Source organism: Brevibacillus schisleri (genome assembly GCF_055685845.1).
Genome location: NZ_JBVNDM010000001.1, coordinates 2632592 through 2653439, shown reverse-complemented (window position 1 = coordinate 2653439; position 20848 = coordinate 2632592). Strand labels below are relative to the sequence as shown.

Sequence of the window (20848 nt, the reverse complement as noted above, 5' to 3'; positions counted from 1 at the left end):
ATAGATAGGCTTACAACCCCATTCAAAACTGCCCCAGCATGCATCCTGACGTAAAAACACCGACAAGGATTCCCTCATCGGTGTTCATGCAACGTCTATTATCCTACTTTTACTGTATCCATTTTATCGCCTTGTTTGATTGCATCAACGTGTTCCATACCGGAAGTGACGCGACCAAATACGGTATGTACGCCATCGAGGTGAGGGAAAGCATCATACAAGATGAAGAATTGGCTTCCGCCTGTGTCTTTTCCTGCGTGTGCCATGGACAGGTAACCGCGCAGATGCTTATGTGGGTTTCCTTTTGTTTCACATTTGATTGTGTAACCAGGACCGCCTGTACCTGTTCCGTATGGGCATCCGCCTTGTGCTACGAAGCCAGGGATAACGCGGTGGAAGGACAGACCGTTGTAGAAGCCTTCGTTGATCAATTTTTCAAAGTTTGCAACTGTGCCCGGAGCTTCTTGATCGAACAGCTCCAGCTCGATTTGGTTACCATTTTCCATGGTGATGAGCGCCTTTTTCATATGTTGACCTCCATACCTTGTAAAGTTAACGTACCCATTCTACCATGGAGAACGATTGACGTCCAATTTATCCCTCGATGCGGATCTGCTCTTCACCAGGCAACTCACAGTCGGTAATAAATACAGTCCCCGTCTTTGCCTTTGCCACCATTTTCACATACGCTGCCTTCTCTGCAACTTGTTCCGCACTGGTGTACTTCCCTGCGTAAAGCACGACACCTGCCATCGACATCGAGAGCTCCTGACCGTCCCCCATTCTGCGCTTTTCATAAATGTCCGAAAAGTATGGCGTAAAAGCATCCATGATAAACAAAGCAACATCATTCGCACATTGCGCTGTCGTAATCAAGATAAAATCATCTCCGCCAATATGACCGATGAAGTCAGACCCACTCCCGTACCATTTCGCGGCTTCTCGCAACAAGTTCGCGGTTCGCACAATGATCTGATCTCCCACTTCAAACCCGTAGCGGTCGTTAAACCATTTGAACCGGTCGAGATCACAGTAGATGACCACCTGATGATCATTCCGTTTTAGTCGTTGGTTCAATTCTCTTTCAATCTGCACGTTCCCCGGCAATCCTGTCAGCGGATTGGCTGAACTCGCCAGCTCGAGTTTGATAGAAGCCATTTTGTCCAACAGCTTCTGTACGGTAACAATACCGATGTACTCACCATTCTCATCAATAATAATGACCACATCATACAAATGATAAGCATCTCTGGCCATCGCCCGCTTCGCTACCTCATCCAACTTGTCGTCTTTGGTAGCTTTTAGCGGATTGGTATTCATGATTTGAGAAACGGGCCTTTCATAATATAGGGCAATTCCGTATTGACCACCCAGAATTTTATACAAAGAAAACCGCATCACAAGCCCAACCGGTATGCCGTTCTCCAGCACAACCACGCTTTCAATTCGCTGATTTTGTTCAAAAATCTCATGGATGCGTCTTACTTTCACATGCTTTTCAACACTGATTGTCTTCGTCAAGATTTCCGTCATAGCCGGAGTGGGCAGTATTGACACTGCTTCCTGCTCAATGCGCTTTTCCATCGTAAGCCGCAGAAAGTTCATCGCTTTTCCACATAGCTGCGCCATCCCTTTATCCGGCTTACCTAAATAGTAACCCTGTCCGTAGATGACACCGACGTCCATGAGCGTTTCCAGTTCACGTTCTGTCTCGATCCCTTCTGCTATGATTTTGCAGTTCACCTTGTCAGCAAAGGATACAAACGTTTCCAACAACGCCTGCTTAATCGGATCGACATCAATATTACGGATCAAGGACATGTCGAGCTTAATAAAGTCCGGGTAGATTTCTGTAATCGATTCCAAGCTGGAGTACCCTGCTCCCGCATCATCTACGGCAATCATATAGCCCTGCTTGCGGTACTCCTCAATGATTTTTCGAAAGACAGCGTAATTCGTAATCGCGTGTCGCTCTGTAATTTCAAACACAATGTTTTGTGGTGTCAGCTCATACTCTGCTAAAAGCATCTGCACTTTTCCACGCAGCAAAAACGGATCGTCAATCGCACGTGGGTCCAAATTGATGAACAGTTTTTCATGAGGCTTCAGGTAGCGGGTATGCTCCAATGCCCGTTTACGACATATATGCTCCAAACGAAACACAGTATCTGTCTCTTGTGCATAATTGAACAAGGCAGCAGGAGTTGCAAAGAGACTGTTAACCGGTCCTCGCGCCAGTGCTTCCCATCCCAAAGCTTCGCCATTTGGCAAATGAATGATCGGCATGAAGTGCATCTGAACGTTTTCTTCTGCAAGCAGCTTGTGAAATTGTCTAATGTGCGCATATTTTTCGGAGGTAATCCCATACTTGGCCATATGTACGGCATGTTTGACAGAGGTATACATCTCTTTCACGATATCTTCTCCGATGATTTCCGAATAGCCGATATGGACACGAAGCTCCTCGCGATTGACGAAGCTCACTTGTCGATTTAACTGTCGTTCAGCCAGCTCCTGAAAATGAATCGATAGCATTTGACAGTCTTCCTCACTCATCATTTTCGAAAAGGAAGTGTAGATGGCAAAATCGTCTCCCCACAGCTTTTGAATTGCGATGATTCTCCCTTTGATTTCAAATGCTTGGCGAGCTACAGCTGGCAAAATGCTTTCGAATATATGCAGAACTCTCTTGGCACTCGTATCTCCGTAGCGATTCTCTACCTCTGTCAGCTTGACGATATCTATATAAAACATGACGACTTTCTTCTCTCTCTCCACTTCTTGCCCAATCATCGCCTTCATCCATTGACGTTTGTCCAATGAAATATAGGGTATTCGTCGAAACCGCTTCATAAGAGTCGACAACATGATGAATCGCTCCCCCTCACCCTTCCATTATGCCGAGAAAACATTAAGCAATCATGAATGAGAGATGAAGGAAATACAAAACCTTCCCAAACAATCAGGAAGGTTTGTGCATTTTTTATGAAATTTAGCGCAGAAGCTGTGCGCGTTTTGGCAAAACATCATGACCGACTACTTCTGCGTACGTCTCGCGTCTTACGACTACTTCTGCTTCTCCGTCCTTTACAAATATAACTGCCGGACGAGCGATCCGGTTGTAGTTGTTCGCCATCGAATAACCGTATGCACCTGTACTTGGGACGGCGAGAATATCGCCTGCTTGCGCTTCTGGCAGCTTCACATCCCAGATGAGCATATCACCTGACTCACAGCACTTCCCTGCAATGGATACAGTTTCAGTGGCAGGTGCATTCATTTTGTTCGCGATCGCTGCTTCGTATTCTGCATCGTACAAAGCTGGTCGCAGATTGTCTGTCATCCCACCATCGACCGCAATATATTTCCGGACATTAGGAATGTTCTTATGCGACCCAATTCGGTACAAGGTTGTCCCTGCATCGCCTATAATACTGCGACCTGGCTCGATCCAAATCTCAGGTAGAGGAATCGCAAGCGCCGTGAGTTCTTGGCGAACGATATCTGTAATGGCTTTGATATACGTTTCCGCTGGCTGCGGTGTATCGCCTTCTACATACCGAATACCGAAGCCGCCTCCTACATTCAGTACTTCCGGGAGGAATCCCAGCTTTTCTTTTGCTTCGCCCAACAGCTCTGTCAACCGTTTGACAGCGACGAGGAAGCCTTCTGTTTCAAATATTTGTGAACCAATATGGCTATGAACTCCTAATAAATGGAGATGATTGTTTTCGTGAGAGAATTGAATCGCCTCAAGAGCCTGGCCGTTTTGCACATCAAAGCCAAACTTGGAGTCAATTTGCCCTGTAGAAATGTATTCATGGGTATGAGCTTCTACACCCGGCGTGACACGCAAGAGAATGGCGACTTTTTCGTTTCGCTCTTCGGCCAATTGTACAAGCATGTGCAGCTCATAAAAGTTGTCCACAACGAAACAGCCAATTTTGGCATCAAGCGCCATGATTAACTCATCATAAGATTTATTGTTGCCATGAAAATGGATGCGCTCTACGGGGAATCCAGCTTGCAGGGCTGTATACAATTCGCCGCCAGATACTACATCGAGTGACAAACCTTCCTCTTCAACCAGCTTGCACATCGCCATCGTGCAAAATGCTTTGCTCGCGTAAGCAACCTGGAATGAAAAACCCGTATTGTGAAACGCATCGACAAATTCCCGGCATTTAGTGCGAATTTGTTGTTCGTCATACACATATAAAGGTGTTCCGTAAGTAGCAGCTAGCTGTGTTGAATCACAGCCACCGATTTCCAAGTTTCCTTGTTCATTCACTCGACTTGTCCCGTGTAAGTACATGTTCCGTTTCCTCCCCAATTCGTTCGCACCGATGATGTATATAGACAACTTTTTATAAAGAAAGGCAACCAACAAGGAGCGTCAGTTGCCATACAGAAACTTTTGTTCGTAAGGCTTCCCTACAATTTACTACAAGGTTGTGCGTTTGACAATGGGTGATGCCATCCGTTTTCAGAATATTATTGCCGAGAGGAATTTTGCGAGCGAACGATACTCGGCCTGTTGTTTTTGCTTGGCACAGCCAGCCGTACCACAATATCTTTCATCCCTTTGTAGTTGAATGGAATGAACGGCCACAAGTAAGGCGTATTGAGTGAACGGGTGGAAGCCAAGAAAATCAGGATGATTGTAATTCCGATCATCAGTCCCGGTGTAGAGAAAAAGCCCACCATAAGTATTAAAAACAAGCGAATAAGTCGATTTGCCAAGCTCAGCTCATAGCTGGGAGTCGAGTACATCCCGATTGCTGCCACTGCCAAATACAAAATAACCTCGGGTGCCAGGAGCCCTACCTTGATCGCCACGTCCCCGACCAGAATCGCAGCCAATAAACCTACGGCAATCGAGAGCGGCGCAGGCGTATGAATGGCGGCCATCCGCATCAAGTCGAGACCGAGCTCAGCGATCACGAATTGTGCCAAAATAGGAATGCTGCCCATCTTTTTGATCCCTAAGAAATGAAGCTGCTCTGGTATCATGGAAGGGTGCATGACCAAAAGCAACCAGATCGGTAATATAAAAACCGATGCAAAGATTCCCAGAAAACGAACCCAGCGCAGATAAGCACCGATTACCGGCGTTTGCCGATATTCCTCCGCATGCTGGACATGATGAAAATAGGTGGCGGGTGTGATCATGACACTTGGCGAAGTATCCACATAAATCAATACGTGACCTTCCAATAGATGTACAGCAGCCACATCGGGACGTTCTGTATATCGGACTAATGGAAAAGGGTTCAACGTTTTTCCGATGATAAATTCTTCGACGGTTTTTTCTGCCATCGGGATTCCGTCAATTTGGATGTTTTGTAGACGCTCCTTCAACGTATGAACCAGCTCTTCATTCGCTACATCGTGTAAGTAGGCAACCGCAACATCTGTCTTGGTGCGCTCCCCAATCTGCATGATTTCGAATCGGAGCCGTTCGTCACGTATTCTTCGGCGGGTAAGAGACGTATTGGTTACGAGTACTTCTGTAAAACCGTCATGCGCGCCGCGTACGATCCTCTCCGTATCCGGCTCCTGCGGTGTGCGATTCGGCAGGATTTTGGCATCGAGGATAATGGCGTGGGAAGATCGGTCAATGATCAGACCTACTTGACCGACGAGCAATTTATCCATAAACTCGTCAGTCGTATCTACCTTACTCAGTTGGTAGAAAGGGATGAATTTGTGAAACAAATGGTCGAAAGCGTTGTCAGCCATATCCCGCTCACGTACATCATTCAGCTCACGCATGACCTGCGAAATCAGTAGGCTTTCCGCGAAGCCGTTTATGTAATACAACAACATGCGTGTATGGCCCACATAAAAATCATGGACACCAATATCAAAACTCTTGCCGACACCAAGTCTGTCGTTCAAATACTTCTGATTCTCTTCCAGATAAGGCGAGATGGGATGACGTTTTTCAGTGACCTGTGCCATGAGCGCCGCTCCTTTCCATTATCCATTGCACCGCTCTCTTTGTGATGGGACAACCGTTTTGTAAACTGTCCCTCCCCTCCATTTTGCCTATATCTCCAATCCCGATGACATTGGGTACATGCAGCGAATTCAAAATGTCTACGGTATCTCCATAAATATGATGCTGAAGTTGCTCGTCTGCGTACCCGTCCTTGTCCACCGCTTCGTCTACAATTTGTCCTTGGTTGTTTATGGAATAAGCGACCGTCGCACCTTTGACCCATTGTGTATTCGAGGCTACTGCAATCGCACCAATTACTTCAATATCAGGATGCTTCACCACGTATTCGAGTGCTTGTTCCCCTCTCCCTTTGCCGTAATCTCCGTTGTCATCGAACATGACGATAACAGGATCATAAGGTGTCATCTTAATCAGTTCGACCATCTGATTCCCTCGCAGTGGAGTCGGATTCCCGGCAGACAGTGAGATACATCGACCACCAAATTGTTTGGCGACATTCTCGATAACCTTTTGGGCAATATGATCTCCGTCTGTCACCAATATGACTTTCCGGCGTACTGTGTCCATGCTGGGTCACCGCCTTTTACTGCCTAGACTTACCCTTTGGGTTTAAAAATGAGAGAAGCAAAAAATCCGAATGCGATCGCAGCCGATATACCCGCACTCGTGACCTCAAAAATCCCCGTTGCTACACCGATCAATCCATGTTGTTCGGCCTCGCTGATGGCTCCATGATACAAAGAGTGACCAAAGCTCGTGATCGGTACAGTCGCACCTGCGCCTGCGAAATCGATAAATTTGTCATACACGCCGATAAAATCGAGAAAGACTCCTGTCACGACCAGCGTACTCATGACATGAGCAGGCGTTAGCTTGCCAACATCAAGAAGGAGTTGACCCACTACACAAACCAATCCCCCTACGACAAAAGCAATCAGGTATTCCATTAGCTGCCTCCTTCAAGCGCAACCGCATGTGCGATGCACGGTATCGAATTTCCCTGCTGAGTGCTTACCGGGCTTAAAAGTGCTCCCGTGGCGCAAACCAATACGTTTTTCAGTAAGCCACGGTTTAGCTGATCAATAATGTAGCTATACGTGACCACGGCACTACTTGCGCAACCGCTCCCCCCTGAAAATACATCCTGATCAGGCGAGTAAATCATCAACCCACAATCATTGTAGACTTGATCCATGTCATATCCTTCGGTTAACATGAGCTCCTTCAGAATTGGGTACCCGACAGCAGCCAAGTCGCCAGTCACAATCAAGTCATAGGATTGTGGGGAGCGCCCCGTATCTTCAAAATGAGTCTGGATCGTCGATGCAGCAGCTGGAGCCATGGCCGTCCCCATGTCGAACGGATCTTTAATCCCCATGTCCACTACTTTTCCCATCGTCGCATATGTAATGCGTGGACCATTTCCCCCGATTCCAACCAATCCTGCACCAGCTCCTGTCACCGTCCACTGGGCACTCGGGGGCTTCTGTCCTCCGTATTCCGTGGGATAACGATACTGTCTCTCCGCTGTGGCATTGTGGCTACTGCAAGCAGCGATCGCCTTGTTTGCATAGCCTGCGTTTACCAGAGCCGCCGCATTTGCCAGTGTGAGCATCGAGGTTGAGCACGCTCCGTACATGCCGAGTAGAGGCATCGCCAACTTTTCTGCTGTAAAGTTGGTCGTGATGTTCTGATTCAACAGGTCGCCAGCGAGAATGAGATCCACATCTTTGCCTGTAATGCCCGCCTTTTGCAACAAGGTATTGACTGCATCCTCCATTATCTGGCGTTCTGCGTCTTCCCACGTCTGTTGGCCTGCATACATATCGTCGTGAATTTTATCAAACAAGTGCGCCAGTGGTCCTTCGCCTTCTTTTGGTCCCACAGCAACTGCTGAGCTTTGCAGACGAACATTTTGATCGAAGTGCCAGGTTTGCCGATTGACTCGTTTCACTGGTTGATTGTTTGACATCCACAGCCCTCCCTTAGAAAAGCATGTTGAACAGGCTCTTTATAATTCCCGCAATAAAAGCAGCAACAACCCCAAATACAATGACCGAACCAGCGAGCTTAAACATATTTCCGCCAACGCCGAGCACCAACCCTTCGCTCCGATGCTCGATGGCAGCAGAAGCGATCGAGTTGGCAAAGCCTGTAACAGGCACGGCTGATCCTGCTCCAGCATACTGCCCGATATTGTCATACACACCTAATCCTGTCAGCAAAACAGATAAAAAGATAAGCGTCGCAACGGTCGGATTGCTTGCCGTTTTCTCCGTAAATCCGAAGAAGGTAATATACATATTTTGAATGGCCTGACCCAACAAACATATGGTCCCTCCTACCCAGAAAGCACGAAACGAGTTCAGCAGAACGTTTCGTTTGGGCTGGAACTTCGAAGCCTGCTGTTGATACAGTTGTTTGGTCATCTGCATCGATCCGGGATTTTTGGATTTTGTTTTGGTTGCCATGCCAATCACTCCCTTTATATGCTTTCTTCCTATATCCTTCCTTTTTCTAAAGATGCCTATGAATAGTGGTATTTACCATTTCACAGATGGAGAAGCCATTGTAGTAATGAACCCGTCACTTTTCCCAAAACGACGGCCATCAACAGAAAGAGAAGGCTGCCATCCATGTGGATTCGCTTCGCTAATATCGGGAAGACATTCAGAACCTCCGTTAGGCCTGCGGCGAGTGTCCCCACAAATATCCCTGCAAATATCCCGTAAATGGAAGAAACAATCACTGGCAAATGAGCTCCCCAATGAAAAAAATCAATAAACGTAAAAAAAAGCGCTCCTACCACCAAGGCCCATTCCAGCGAGCGGATATATCGTTGAGCATTCGTTAATTGTGTCAACCTTGGAATGATGTCCAGAACGGTTATAAACGCAACCAGCCCACTCCCTACTGCAAGCCCTCCACCCAGCCCGATCAAAATAAGCAACAAGCACTTGATGACACTCATTTCTTCGTCCGTTGGTTTTCCTTGTTTTCATTTTGTATGTAGTATTGATCCAGGCTTTGCTGATACATAAACAATTCCACTTCTAGCGGACTAGGTTCTTCGTTGATTTTTTTCTGGAAGATATGATTGAAAAACAGAATCATCCCCAAGCCAATTCCGATAGAGTATGGAATTTGCATCCACAAGGGCTGATGGCTTTTTTCACCTGTAATCAAATAGTAGATTCGTTCGTGAACCTGCATCATGCTGACATCGGTATGGAAATTCATGATCGCCAATCCTGAGCCAATGAACAGCAGAAGCCACACCATCCCCACCAAAATCGGGTTCGCTTTCTTTCGTGGATTAAGCACCTCCACAATGATTTGGGGAGCACCTTGGACGTCCAGTTCCACGTCGGGATAGACTGAACGCAGCCTTTTAATCACCTGCATGATATCGATGATGATCAAATTGCCATCTGTTGGCTTTGCCTGGTAAATGGGCATCCGCTTTAACGCTTCCTCGCGCTCTCCATCCCAGTAAAGCTGGCAAATGTCCCCAAGCGTAATCATGGCTTGTGGCTTTACCGCCAATCGCTTTCTCAGGCGCAGAAACAACGCGTCTTTCATGGTACCTTCCCCTTCCATCACATACCTGATTATTCGCTAGTATGTGCCGAGGCACAAAACCCATGCAAATAAAAGAAATGACCGTAAGCGGTCACATTCTGTTCAATGAAAAACGTCGAGTTGTTATTCACAAAACAAAACACCCCAGCCACGTAGTGACCGGAGTGTTTGGATCTGTTAGTGCTCAATTTGGTCTTTGATCGTTTGCAAAATGCGCTTCTCGAGGCGCGATACCTGTACTTGCGAGATTCCCAGTCTCTCCGCTACTTCCGACTGCGTCTGATCTTTGTAGTAGCGCAGGTAGACAATGAGTTGTTCCCGCTCGCTCAATCGACTGATCGCATCCTTAAGCGCAATCTTTTCAAACCATTTATTGACCCCTTCATCTGCAATCTGATCGATCAGTGTAATCGGGTCCCCATCATTTTCAAAAACCGTTTCATGGATGGAAGAAGGTGCCCGATTTGCTTCTTGCGCAAACACGACTTCTTCTGGTGTAATCCCCACCGCGTCCGCAACCTCAGCAATCGTGGGTGCGCGACCGAATTGCTTGTACAGCTCATCCTTTGTTCGTCGTACCTTATTGGCTGTTTCTTTGAGTGATCGACTTACCTTGACTGTACCGTCATCGCGTAAGAAGCGTTGAATTTCCCCGATAATCATCGGCACAGCATAGGTTGAGAATCGAACATCATAGGAGAGATCAAACTTGTCTACGGCCTTCAATAGGCCAATACAACCGATCTGAAACAAATCATCCGCTTCGTATCCACGGTTGATAAAGCGCTGGACGACGGACCAGACCAGCCGAATATTGCTGTTGACGAGAAGCTCGCGTGCCTCAGTGTCGCCAGCTTGGCTCTTGGCGATTAGCTCTTTTACTTGGTCATTGGTCAGAAATGGTTGACTCGCGTTTTTAATATCGGCACCCATTGGCACTACCCCTAATTTTGCAAGGCTTTGGCAAACGCCAGGCGTTTGGTGAGGCGGACAGTTGTTCCCTTACCCACAACCGTTGCCACTTCCAAAGAATCCATGAAATTCTCCATTATAGTAAAGCCCATTCCAGAGCGCTCCAGCTCCGGTTTCGTCGTATAGAGTGGCTGCATGGCCTGCTCCACATCCTCAATTCCACGTCCATTGTCTTCCACAATCAGATCAATGCTATCCTCTTGAATTCGCACAGAGATCTGTACCACACCCTCTGGATTTTCGTCATAACCATGGATAATGGCATTCGTAACAGCCTCGGATATAACGGTTTTGATTTCTTCCAGCTCGTCCATCGTAATATCGAGTTGCGAAATGAAGGCTGCAACTGCTACACGTGCGAATGCTTCATTTTGGCTCAATGCTGCAAACGACACTGACATAAAGTTACGCTGTACCATCATTACGCCACCCCCAGAACATGCAAAGCATCCGCTTCATTTTCGCGAAACTTGATCACCTTGAATAACCCGGACATCTCAAATATTCGATAGATCGTTGGATTGATCGAGCAGACGTACATTTCTCCAGATCGGGCAGAAATCTGCTTGTATCTTCCCAAAATAACCCCGATACCCGAGCTGTCCATAAACGTCAAGTCAGCCAAACTCAGCACAATATGACGGATAGTAGAGGTACGCAAAAGATCATCCGCCTTCTTGCGCAACTCCTCTGCCGTATGATGATCAAGCTCACCCTGCAAACGGATCACTAGCACGTCCTGCCGTGTCTCCATCGCAACTCGTAAACTCATAGCTGCCACACTCCTTCTCCCTTGATAGAAACTCTCTTTCTTCCTCGGCGAAACCAATTCCTGCCAGCCGACAAAAGAACAAAAAAATCGAGCAGCCGCGCCATTCCATTCGGGGCAACTCGATTCTTTTCGCGCTCATGCTGTCTGCTAGTAGCTAATCAAAATGCTCTTGGTGGTTCGCTTGAGAATCTCCCACATGTTGGCTTTATCTACCTGATCTTCCGGGAACAGATCAATTCGATTTACTTCCTTGCCATCTTTCGTACGGATGAAAATGTGGCCGATTACTTGGTTCTTTGCTATCGGTGCGTGAACCGCTTCCTTGATGACAATTTCCTTCTGGAAGGTATCGGCCGATTCTCCTTTTTTCATCAACAAACTAACTGCATGGGGTGTCACCGCATTGATTTGCGATTTCTGACCCTTATCTACTACGAGTGTGCGCACAGGTTCTCCCTTTTTGTACATCGGCGTCACCTGAAAGTGCGTGAATGCGTAATTGAACATGGTCGATACTTCATTGTTGCGTGTTTTTACATCTGGCTCACCCAAAACGACTGCAATGACACGCATGTTGTTGCGTTTGGCAGTCGCTGTTAAACAATATTTCGCTTCGCCTGTGTACCCTGTTTTCAAACCGTCCACCCCTTCATAAAAGCGTACCAGCTTGTTCGTATTCACAAGCCAGAAGGGGCTTTCTGTATCTTTTCGCAAGTAGTCTTGGTACGTACCAGTGAACTTCGTGATGCCTTCGTGCTTTAAGAGCTCGCGTGACATGATCGCAATGTCTGCTGCCGATGAGTAGTGATTCGTGGCAGGAAGTCCATTCGAGTTGACAAAATGCGTATTTTTCATGCCGAGCTGCTGTGCCCGTTCATTCATTCGCGTGACAAAACTCTCTTCCGTTCCAGCCAAGTGCTCAGCCATTGCTACAGAGGCATCATTCCCTGAGGCAATCGCAATCCCTTTCAACATGTCCTCTACCGTCATTTCTTCACCGGGCTGTAGAAAGATTTGCGATCCGCCCATCGATGCTGCTCTTTCACTTGTTCGAACCTTATCGGTAAGCTTAAGCTCTCCCCGCTCCACCGCTTCCATGATCAATAACATGGTCATTACTTTGGTGATACTGGCGGGTGGCATTTTTTCATTGGCGTTCTTTTCATACAAGACTGTTCCCGTATCCGCTTCGATCATCACTGCGGATGAAGCTTGTGGGGCAAAATGATTGTCACTCTTTTGCTGTCCAGCCTTTTCTTTGGCAATCGCCATCGGAGAAAAGATGGTAAAGCACATAACGAAGCATAGAGCGAGGTATCCATTCCGTTTCATAGCAGTCTCTTCCCTCCATTCATGGTTTTATTCTCACCATCATGAAAGGAAAATATTCACACAAAAACGGCAAGATTATCTTCTCGAAAGCGAAAAAATCCCTCCCGCTACTAGCAGAAGGGACACTTTTTAAATGACGAATCGGCTCACATTTTGGGTTAACTCATCCGCCATTTTTTTCAATTGCTCTACGTTTTCATTAATGCGTGCAATCGAATTCAATTGTTCATCCACTGTCTCTACCACACCTGAAATGGATTCACTAATCTCATCCGACATGGTGGCAAGACGTTGCATGGAGTTCGTCACTACCTGATTACCAGCCGCCATCTCTTCCGAGGTCGCCGTCATCGATTCGCTTTGCTCGGCAGCTGATTGAACCTCTGCCACGATATTATGGAAAGCGGTACCCACAGACTCTACAGACTGCAAGCCTCCACTCACCATGGTAACGATCTCATCCATATGCTTGCTCATATCCATTGCCTCATCATTGATCGAATGCGCAATGGCAGCGATACGCTCAGAGAAGGAACTGCTTTCCTCTGCGAGCTTGCGAACCTCGCTGGCTACAACTGAGAAGCCTCGTCCAGCATCTCCAGCACGCGCAGCCTCAATGGCTGCATTCAGCGCCAACAAATTCGTCTGTGATGCAATACTCGTAATCATTTCAACGATGCTCGTAATTTCACGAGCCCGCTCCCGAAGACTATGCATTTGCCCAGCAGTACGCTCTACCTCACTAGTGGCACGTCTTACCGTATTGATTACGTTCTCGACTAACTCCATACCGCCTTGCGCTCTCTCAAACGTACGGGTAGTGGCAACCGATGTAGATTCGGCAGCCACAGCCACCTGTTCAACGCCTTCCGATATTTCCGAGACGGTATTCGCCGTTGCTTGCACTTCATTCGTCTGTGTAGAGACGCGTTGGGCAATCGTTGAAATATTATCCGTAATGACGTTAATGGCTCCCTTGTTTTCTTGCGCAAATAGCGTCAGTTCATCTGTCGCTACGTTCAGTTGAGTCGCTTGTCCTTGTACAAGGGCAATCAGCTTGCGGAGTTCAGCCGCCATGTCATTCATTTTGCGGCCAACCATAGCCAGCTCGTCATTTCCGTTTACTTTTACGTTGATATTAAAATGTCCCGCGCCGATTTGATCCATATCCTGCGCGATCGCGAACAGACACAGTCGAATCCGTTTCGCAAACCACCAGATCGCCCAAACCGAGAGTCCGATGATCGGCAAGCTGAAGAGTACGAAGTACAGCCACATTCCGTCTACTTCACCATACACCTCGTCAGTTCCCGTAGACAAAACGACATTCCATTTCAACAAGGGAATCGGTGCAAAAGCTGCAAATGAATCAATTCCATGGTCCGAGTACAATAAGCTGTTACTTGTCTCCTGCTTCATCAGGGCCAGCATCTCTTCATAATCTTTGTCCCCAGCCAGCACGAGCTTGTTGTTGTTGTTCGGATTTTGATGGGCCACAACCAAACCATCTTGGCGAACGACAAATGCGTAGCCATTCTCCATGAAAGAGATCTCAGGAATCTTTTGAATCATTTGATCAATCGTAAAGCCAACAACGAACAACCGGCTTGTATCATCGGCCTTTTCCCCAATGGGTGTCGCAATATAAAGAAAACTCTTGTTGCTACCTTCAACGATTTCTTCATCTGAAACGACCAAGGATTTCGTGGTTAGCGCTCTTTGGAAGTATTGCTTTTGCTTAAAGTCAATCTCATTTGTTCCGGTCAAGGAATATAGGGATTTCCCGGTAGAAGTGTCGATCAAATAGATTCGGGATACTTCTTTATGCGCCTGACGCAATAGAGTAAATTGTTCCATGATAAGCGGTTGCAGCTCTGTCATCATCACACGTTTGGATGCTGCCGATTTGGTGGAGTTCACAATCGCTTTCAAGTCATCTTCCATGCTATTTGCATGCTGGTCAGCCAGCATTTTCGCTTGGTTAGAGGTTATGCTAAACAATGTTGATTTCGAAAAGGAAAGGGCTATGTATTGCAAAGAACCGATAATAATAAGTACAAGAATTAGACCAAACACAATCATCTTTGTGGCAAGTGAGCCTTTTAGCTTTTCCGTTGCTACTTGGCTAGTCAGGTTCACTTTTTTTAAGAGATTCGATATTCCCTCCTTCTTTTTCCATCGTGGCGACAAAAATTTGCTCATGCTACTTGCCCCCTTTATCACTGCTACGATTTTCCAGTGCAAGAACTCCGAAAAAATACCCCTGAAAAAACTGCCTCTGGGAACAATACCCATTTTTTTCAGAGGTAAAACCTCCCTTATGAAGGGAAACGAGTTCCGGGCTGCACGAGTAGCCTCGGAACTCGCTATTTGTAATTGATTTAGTTATACAAATGACAAGCCGCGAAATGGCCTGGCTCTACTTCTTTCCACACAGGTACGGATGCAGCGCATTCCGGCATTGCTTTCGGGCAACGAGTACGGAAATGGCAACCGCTTGGTGGGTTCATTGGGCTAGGTACATCGCCTTGCAATACAATGCGCTCACGGTTACGCTCAACTTCTGGATCTGGGATCGGAATCGCAGACAACAGCGCTTGCGTATACGGATGGAGCGGCTTTTCATACAAAGCATCACTTTCTGCCAGCTCAACCATTTTACCCAGGTACATTACCGCTACACGGTCGGAAATGTATTTTACCATGGACAAGTCATGAGCAATAAACATGTAGGTCAAGCCCATTTTTTCTTGCAGCTGTTCGAGCAGGTTTACAACCTGTGCTTGTACGGATACGTCCAGAGCAGAGATTGGCTCGTCACACACGATGAATTTTGGTTCTACTGCCAATGCACGGGCAATTCCGATACGTTGGCGCTGACCACCTGAAAACTCGTGTGGGAAGCGGTTCATATGCTCAGGATTCAAGCTCACCAAGGAAAGGAGCTCCTGAATGCGCTCTTTGCGCTTTTGACCAGATGCCAGGCCATGAATATCCAGCGCCTCGCCAATGATATCCCCGACTGTCATACGCGGATTCAACGAAGCGTAAGGGTCTTGGAAAATCATTTGCATGTTGCGGCGCATCGCCTTCATTTCCTGCTGGTTCAAATTCATGATGCTCTTGCCTTCAAACAGGACGTCCCCTTCAGTCGCATCATACAGTCTCAAGATGGTACGACCGGCAGTGGACTTTCCACAGCCTGACTCTCCTACTACGCCTAGTGTTTCTCCACGTTTGATCTCAAACGAGATATCATTCACAGCTTTCAGCGTATTATCGCCAATGGAAAAGAACTTTTTTAGATTGCGTACTTCAATCAAATTTTCACGTTTATCCACTGATATCCCTCCTTCTACGCACGGTTCTGAGCAAGCGGATGTTGAAGCCAACAAGCTGCTCGCTGAGTAGTGCTGATGTCGTTCAGCTCAGGATCGATCTCTTGGCACACACGCATCGCTGATTCGCAACGCGCAGTGAATCCACAGCCAACTGGCGGACGCAGAAGGTCTGGCGGCGTACCAAAAATCGGTGTCAGTGGCTCGTCACGGTTCAAGTCAAGACGTGGTACCGAGCGAAGCAAGCCTTTGGTGTAAGGGTGTTGCGGATTGTAGAAAATATCGTCAACGGTTCCAGTCTCGATCACTTTTCCTGCGTACATAACGATTACGCGGTCACACATCTCGGCAACAACACCAAGGTCATGCGTGATCAAGATAATGGAAGTGCCTGTTTTCTTTTGCAATTCTTTCATCAGGTCCAAAATTTGCGCCTGAATCGTTACGTCCAAAGCTGTCGTCGGTTCATCGGCGATCAACAGCTTCGGTGAACAAGCGAGAGCAATCGCGATCATAGCACGTTGACGCATACCGCCAGAGAACTCGTGTGGATATTGCTCCACACGTTTCTCAGGTTGCGGAATACCAACCATAGTCAACAGCTCAATGGCACGATCACGTGCTGCAGCTTTCGACATGTTTTGGTGCTTGATCAAACCCTCGGTAATTTGGCTACCGATGGTCATCGTTGGGTTCAAGGAAGTCATTGGATCTTGGAAAATCATCCCGATATCTTTACCGCGGATCGATTCCATCTCTTTTTTCGACTTCTTGACGATATCCTCGCCATTGAAGAGAATTTGTCCCTTTTTAATTTCACCTGGAGGCATAGGAATCAGCTTCATGAGGGTTTGGGCGGTTACGGATTTACCGCAACCGGACTCCCCTACAATCGCTACAGCCTCTCCGCGGTTGACGTGAAAATTCACACCGCGGACTGCTTTTACTTCACCTGCATACGTATGGAAGGATACGTGCAGGTCTTTTACATCAAGAATGCGTTCCATAACGACTATCCCTCCTATTTACGCAGGCGTGGGTCTACTGCGTCGCGCAGACCGTCACCGAACAAGTTAAATGCCAAGATGGTCAATGAAATAAAGATCGCCGGGAATGTCAAACGCCATGGATAGTACTTCATGGCCGGCAAACCCTCATTGGACATCGTTCCCCACGATGCAATCGGAGCCGAAACCCCTAACCCGATAAAGGACAAGAAGGATTCTGCGAAAATCGCGGAAGGTACAGTCAAGCTCAATGTTACGATGATTGGACCCAAAGCATTAGGAATCAAGTGTTTGAAGATCAGACGGTTAGCGTCAGCACCAAGGGAGCGCGCTGCCAGTACAAATTCTTGGTTTTTCAATTGAAGGATCTGACCACGCACAATCCGGGCCATTCCGATCCATCCCGTTATCGTTAAGGCAATAATAATCGTTCCGACACCAGGCTCTAACACAACCATCAATAAAATAACAACCAGCAGGTAAGGAATCGCAAACAGGATATCCGCGATACGCATCATCATTTCATCTACTCTGCCACCATAGAAACCTGCGATACCGCCCCAGATCACACCAATGATCAGATCGATAAACGCTGCGGCAAGACCTACTTGCAGAGAGATACGTGCACCGTACCAAATGCGCTCAAATACGTCACGACCCAAGTCATCTGAACCAAACCAGTGTTCAGCAGATGGCTTCTTGTTCTTCCCAGCCAAATCGGTCGTAAAATAATCTTGTGGAGTAAGCCATGGAACCACAATGGCACATACGATCAAGGCAATAATAAAGATCATGGAAGCCATTGCAACTTTATTCATTCTCATACGGCGCCAAACGTCAGACCAGAAAGAGAGACTAGGGCGCTTGATTGATTCTGCTTGACGAAGGTCAACGGAAATTGGCTCAAAATGTTCTTTTGTCAAGTTTTGCACGTGTCATTACTCCTTTCCTGCGTCCGAAAGTTTGATCCGTGGGTCTACCAGGGTGTATGCGATGTCAACAATCAGAATCATCACAACCAGGATAATAGAGTAGAACACGGTCGTACCCATGATTACCGTATAGTCGCGGTTTGTAATGGACAATACGAATTCGCGACCAAGACCAGGAACACCGAAAATACGTTCAATAACGAATGCACCTGTCAAAATACCGGCAATCAGTGGACCCAGGTAAGTAACAACTGGCAAGAGTGCATTACGAATTGCGTGTTTTACTGTAATGGCAACAGTGTGCAATCCTTTTGCTTTTGCAGTTTTGATGTAATCTTGCCCCATAACTTCAATCATATTGGAACGCGTCAAACGCGCGATAAATGCCATCGGTGATGCGGCGAGTGCCAATGAAGGAAGGATGGTGTACTCGAATCCTTCCCATTTCGCGATTGGAAACCAGCCCAATTGAATAGCGAAAATGTATTGGTAAAAGGACGCCAAAATAAAGCTTGGTACCGATAATCCCAAAACAGCGATAACCATTGCAGAATAGTCTTGCCATCTATTATGGTTTAGTGCTGCGATAACCCCTAACGTAATTCCACCAAAGATAGCGAGCAATAAAGCTTGTGCTCCCAAGTGAGCAGAAACAGGGAAACCACGATTAATCATGTCGTTAACATTCGAAGATTTCTCCGTAAACGACGGACCGAGATCCCAAGTTACTACACCTTTCAAATATTCAAAGTATTGTTCATGCAACGGCAGGTTCAGCTTGTACTTTGCCTCTAGTGCTGCCTTAATTTCCGGCGGGACCTGCTTCTCGGATGTAAATGGACCACCTGGTACTGCTTTCATGATGAAGAAGGTGGCCGTTACAATTAAGAAGAGCGAGATGAGCATAAAAATGATGCGCTTACCGAGATAACGGATCAACTAACTTACCCCCTTGGTAGATTTTTGATTGCTTTCACGTCCCATCTTTACACTGCGGAACGCTGCCGACACAGTGTAAAAATCGGCTGTGTAAATAACCCTTAGATCTCTTGCAGTAAAGCTTCTCTCTCTATTTTCTCTTTGCTGGCAATCATGCCAGCTGGTATTTATGGGAAGGGCTTGCATAGCAGAGGGTATATGTGCAACCATATACCCTCTGCTGCAAATCCCGTTTCCTTCGTTCTGAAATTACTCGATGTACGCGCCTTTCCAATCCACGTCACCCAGGCCCGTTTGGTGAACACCTTTGACCTCTGGTTTCTGTACCCAAGATTGTGTGTACCAGTAAATTGGCATGATTGGCATTTCATCCATTAGGATTTGCTCCGCATCTGCCAAAATTTTCTTACGTTTCTCGAGGTCGGATTCCTTAGCGGATTGGTTCAACAACTCTTTATATTTTGCATTTTCCCAACGTGTATCGTTGTTTCCACCCATTTTATCCTTGAAGAGTTCCAGGAAGTTGATTGGGTCATTGAAGTCACCCAGCCAGCCCATCCGTCCAATCTGGAAGTTACCCTCATGCAAATCTTCCAGGTAAACTTTCCATTCTTTATTCTCGAGCTTCACATCTACGCCGAGATTTTTCTTCCATTGGTCTTGGATGGCCTCAGCAATCTTCTTGTGAGCCTCTGATGTATTGTAGGATAAGGTAATCGGTGGCAACTTGCTCATGCCAACCTCTTTCAGTCCCTCTTCCAATAGCTTTTTCGCATTTTCTAGATCCTTGTCTTTGAAATAGCCATTTGGATTCAGTACCATGGATGGAGGTACAGCGCCTATTGCCGGAATTTGGCCCGTTTGGAGAATGTTGTCGATCAAGGCTTGTCGATCGATCGAGTAGGCAAATGCTTTTCTTACTTTAATGTTATTAAATGGCGGCTTTTCGGTATTGAACTTGTACCAATACGTACCCGCGATTGGATTGGTTTGAATCTTGCCTTGCTCTTTCAATGCTGAAATCGCATCTGTTGGCAAAGCACTCATCGGTGCGCCAGCCCAATCGATCTCGCCATTTTCGAACATGGAGAGCTCTGTATTTTCGTCTTCTACCATGGAGAATTCGATTTTTTCGAGCTTTACATTGTCTTTATCCCAGTAATTTTCGTTCTTCACGAGCACCATCTTGCTCTTGTGCTCCCAAGATGCGATTTTGAAAGGACCGTTACCGACGTGCGAGCTTGCTTCGCCTGCCCACTTCGGATTTGCATCAAGTACTTTTTTGTTAACTGGGAAGTAGGTACGGAATGCGAGTAATTCCAGGAAGTATGGAGTCGGATTCTCCAGCTTCACTTCCAGCGTTTTATCGTCAAGTGCCTTCACGCCTACTTCATCAAGCTTTGCTTCGCCCTTATTTGCTTTTTCGCCATTCTTCACGTAGTACAGCTGATATGCGTAGTTGGAAGCCGTTTTGGGATCGAGAGCACGCTTCCAAGCATACTCAAAGTCATGTGCTGTTACAGGATCACCATTGCTCCATTTCGCTTCTCTGATTTTAAATGTGTAAGTGAGCTTATCATCAGAAACGGTATAGCTCTCAGCAGCAGCTTCATGCGGCTTGTCATCGGTTCCAATGCGGGTCAAGCCATCAAAGGTTGCCAAGATAATCGCGCCTGAAGTCGTGTCCTCTGCGAGCCCTGGATCAGTTGTAGGTGGCTCCGAGTGCAGGTTCATCTTTAAAACTTGTGGCTTCTTCTCAGCAGCTGGTGTTGCAGGCTGTGAAGGTGCTGGTGTACCTCCTGCCGGTGGAGCGGCAGTTTGTTGTCCTCCTCCGCACCCTGCCAGGGCGGTTCCTAATACAGCAATCGAGCTCACAAGTGCAAACACATTCTTTTTCAACGCAATAACCCCCAGTACGTTTTTCTTTTTTGTCTTTTTTCTGAAAATAAAGGACGAAAAAAAAACGAAAACTATACGAAGCTGCTTGACTTCGGCTGGAAGGCATCAAC

General features: G+C 46.9%; 20 protein-coding genes. All 20 read right to left on the bottom strand.

Features of this window, described 5'->3' with window-relative positions:
• Positions 1-98: 98 nt before the first annotated feature.
• The 20 genes from ACUUHJ_RS13190 to ACUUHJ_RS13095 all read right to left on the bottom strand — a co-directional run bounded on the left by ACUUHJ_RS13190 (position 99) and on the right by ACUUHJ_RS13095 (position 20738).
• A complete protein-coding gene (locus tag ACUUHJ_RS13190; protein WP_289677650.1) occupies positions 99-527 on the bottom strand; it encodes a peptidylprolyl isomerase in 429 nt (142 codons plus the stop codon).
• 67 nt (positions 528-594) lie between these two features.
• Complete coding sequence (locus ACUUHJ_RS13185) at positions 595-2868, bottom strand: GGDEF domain-containing protein (RefSeq protein ID WP_289677649.1); 2274 nt, start codon at positions 2866-2868, stop codon at positions 595-597.
• 124 nt (positions 2869-2992) lie between these two features.
• A complete protein-coding gene (gene lysA / locus ACUUHJ_RS13180) occupies positions 2993-4315 on the bottom strand; it encodes a diaminopimelate decarboxylase (RefSeq protein ID WP_289677647.1) in 1323 nt (440 codons plus the stop codon).
• Positions 4316-4494: 179 nt separating this feature from the next.
• The gene (locus ACUUHJ_RS13175; RefSeq protein ID WP_289677646.1) at positions 4495-5964 is read right to left on the bottom strand and encodes a spore germination protein; all 1470 of its coding nucleotides are present in this window, start codon (positions 5962-5964) and stop codon (positions 4495-4497) included.
• The gene (gene spoVAEA / locus ACUUHJ_RS13170) at positions 5948-6532 is read right to left on the bottom strand and encodes a stage V sporulation protein SpoVABEA (protein ID WP_472299062.1); all 585 of its coding nucleotides are present in this window, start codon (positions 6530-6532) and stop codon (positions 5948-5950) included. Before spoVAEA ends, ACUUHJ_RS13175 begins: the two co-directional genes overlap by 17 nt.
• A 29-nt stretch (positions 6533-6561) precedes the next feature.
• A complete protein-coding gene (gene spoVAE, locus ACUUHJ_RS13165) occupies positions 6562-6912 on the bottom strand; it encodes a stage V sporulation protein AE (protein WP_289677643.1) in 351 nt (116 codons plus the stop codon).
• Positions 6912-7937 carry a stage V sporulation protein AD gene (gene spoVAD, locus ACUUHJ_RS13160; protein WP_472299061.1) on the bottom strand — a complete coding sequence of 342 codons (1026 nt, stop codon included), beginning with the start codon at positions 7935-7937 and terminating at the stop codon, positions 6912-6914. Before spoVAD ends, spoVAE begins: the two co-directional genes overlap by 1 nt.
• 13 nt (positions 7938-7950) lie before the next feature.
• Complete coding sequence (gene spoVAC, locus ACUUHJ_RS13155; RefSeq protein WP_016739973.1) at positions 7951-8436, bottom strand: stage V sporulation protein AC; 486 nt, start codon at positions 8434-8436, stop codon at positions 7951-7953.
• Between the two features lie 80 nt (positions 8437-8516).
• Positions 8517-8936: a stage V sporulation protein AB gene (locus ACUUHJ_RS13150; RefSeq protein ID WP_289677642.1), complete on the bottom strand. Its 420-nt coding sequence runs from the start codon at positions 8934-8936 to the stop codon at positions 8517-8519.
• A complete protein-coding gene (locus ACUUHJ_RS13145; protein WP_234127840.1) occupies positions 8933-9547 on the bottom strand; it encodes a stage V sporulation protein AA in 615 nt (204 codons plus the stop codon). Before ACUUHJ_RS13145 ends, ACUUHJ_RS13150 begins: the two co-directional genes overlap by 4 nt.
• 177 nt (positions 9548-9724) lie before the next feature.
• Positions 9725-10480, bottom strand: coding sequence for an RNA polymerase sporulation sigma factor SigF (gene sigF / locus ACUUHJ_RS13140; RefSeq protein ID WP_005827375.1), 756 nt, complete (start codon positions 10478-10480; stop codon positions 9725-9727).
• Positions 10481-10491: 11 nt separating this feature from the next.
• Positions 10492-10941 carry an anti-sigma F factor gene (gene spoIIAB / locus ACUUHJ_RS13135; RefSeq protein ID WP_007724107.1) on the bottom strand — a complete coding sequence of 150 codons (450 nt, stop codon included), beginning with the start codon at positions 10939-10941 and terminating at the stop codon, positions 10492-10494.
• On the bottom strand, positions 10941-11291 hold the full coding sequence (spoIIAA, locus tag ACUUHJ_RS13130) for an anti-sigma F factor antagonist (RefSeq protein WP_007724108.1): 351 nt from the start codon (positions 11289-11291) through the stop codon (positions 10941-10943). The genes spoIIAB and spoIIAA overlap by 1 nt, the downstream gene beginning before the upstream one ends.
• A 147-nt stretch (positions 11292-11438) precedes the next feature.
• Positions 11439-12623, bottom strand: a complete 1185-nt coding sequence (locus ACUUHJ_RS13125) for a D-alanyl-D-alanine carboxypeptidase family protein (protein ID WP_289677638.1) — start codon at positions 12621-12623, stop codon at positions 11439-11441.
• A 129-nt stretch (positions 12624-12752) separates the two neighbouring features.
• Complete coding sequence (locus ACUUHJ_RS13120) at positions 12753-14825, bottom strand: methyl-accepting chemotaxis protein (protein WP_289677636.1); 2073 nt, start codon at positions 14823-14825, stop codon at positions 12753-12755.
• Positions 14826-15004: 179 nt separating this feature from the next.
• Entirely contained in the window at positions 15005-15964 is a 960-nt protein-coding gene (locus tag ACUUHJ_RS13115; RefSeq protein ID WP_289677634.1) for an ABC transporter ATP-binding protein, read from the bottom strand.
• A gap of 14 nt (positions 15965-15978) precedes the next feature.
• Positions 15979-16968, bottom strand: a complete 990-nt coding sequence (locus ACUUHJ_RS13110) for an ABC transporter ATP-binding protein (RefSeq protein ID WP_012686081.1) — start codon at positions 16966-16968, stop codon at positions 15979-15981.
• 14 nt (positions 16969-16982) lie between these two features.
• Positions 16983-17900 (bottom strand): ABC transporter permease, encoded by a 918-nt coding sequence (locus ACUUHJ_RS13105; RefSeq protein ID WP_016739968.1) that lies wholly within the window; start codon positions 17898-17900, stop codon positions 16983-16985.
• 6 nt (positions 17901-17906) lie between these two features.
• Positions 17907-18839, bottom strand: coding sequence for an ABC transporter permease (locus ACUUHJ_RS13100; protein ID WP_016739967.1), 933 nt, complete (start codon positions 18837-18839; stop codon positions 17907-17909).
• Positions 18840-19088: 249 nt separating this feature from the next.
• The gene (locus ACUUHJ_RS13095; protein WP_289677632.1) at positions 19089-20738 is read right to left on the bottom strand and encodes a peptide ABC transporter substrate-binding protein; all 1650 of its coding nucleotides are present in this window, start codon (positions 20736-20738) and stop codon (positions 19089-19091) included.
• Positions 20739-20848: the final 110 nt, after the last annotated feature.

What these genes read in the sequence shown, in the direction of transcription:
- ACUUHJ_RS13190 (WP_289677650.1), bottom strand. Translation starts at nt 527, where the DNA reads ATGAAAAAGGCGCTCATCACCATGGAAAATGGTAACCAAATCGAGCTG.
- ACUUHJ_RS13185 (WP_289677649.1), bottom strand. Translation starts at nt 2,868, where the DNA reads ATGTTGTCGACTCTTATGAAGCGGTTTCGACGAATACCCTATATTTCA.
- lysA (WP_289677647.1), bottom strand. Translation starts at nt 4,315, where the DNA reads ATGTACTTACACGGGACAAGTCGAGTGAATGAACAAGGAAACTTGGAA.
- ACUUHJ_RS13175 (WP_289677646.1), bottom strand. Translation starts at nt 5,964, where the DNA reads ATGGCACAGGTCACTGAAAAACGTCATCCCATCTCGCCTTATCTGGAA.
- spoVAEA (WP_472299062.1), bottom strand. Translation starts at nt 6,532, where the DNA reads ATGGACACAGTACGCCGGAAAGTCATATTGGTGACAGACGGAGATCAT.
- spoVAE (WP_289677643.1), bottom strand. Translation starts at nt 6,912, where the DNA reads ATGGAATACCTGATTGCTTTTGTCGTAGGGGGATTGGTTTGTGTAGTG.
- spoVAD (WP_472299061.1), bottom strand. Translation starts at nt 7,937, where the DNA reads ATGTCAAACAATCAACCAGTGAAACGAGTCAATCGGCAAACCTGGCAC.
- spoVAC (WP_016739973.1), bottom strand. Translation starts at nt 8,436, where the DNA reads ATGGCAACCAAAACAAAATCCAAAAATCCCGGATCGATGCAGATGACC.
- ACUUHJ_RS13150 (WP_289677642.1), bottom strand. Translation starts at nt 8,936, where the DNA reads ATGAGTGTCATCAAGTGCTTGTTGCTTATTTTGATCGGGCTGGGTGGA.
- ACUUHJ_RS13145 (WP_234127840.1), bottom strand. Translation starts at nt 9,547, where the DNA reads ATGAAAGACGCGTTGTTTCTGCGCCTGAGAAAGCGATTGGCGGTAAAG.
- sigF (WP_005827375.1), bottom strand. Translation starts at nt 10,480, where the DNA reads ATGGGTGCCGATATTAAAAACGCGAGTCAACCATTTCTGACCAATGAC.
- spoIIAB (WP_007724107.1), bottom strand. Translation starts at nt 10,941, where the DNA reads ATGATGGTACAGCGTAACTTTATGTCAGTGTCGTTTGCAGCATTGAGC.
- spoIIAA (WP_007724108.1), bottom strand. Translation starts at nt 11,291, where the DNA reads ATGAGTTTACGAGTTGCGATGGAGACACGGCAGGACGTGCTAGTGATC.
- ACUUHJ_RS13125 (WP_289677638.1), bottom strand. Translation starts at nt 12,623, where the DNA reads ATGAAACGGAATGGATACCTCGCTCTATGCTTCGTTATGTGCTTTACC.
- ACUUHJ_RS13120 (WP_289677636.1), bottom strand. Translation starts at nt 14,825, where the DNA reads ATGAGCAAATTTTTGTCGCCACGATGGAAAAAGAAGGAGGGAATATCG.
- ACUUHJ_RS13110 (WP_012686081.1), bottom strand. Translation starts at nt 16,968, where the DNA reads ATGGAACGCATTCTTGATGTAAAAGACCTGCACGTATCCTTCCATACG.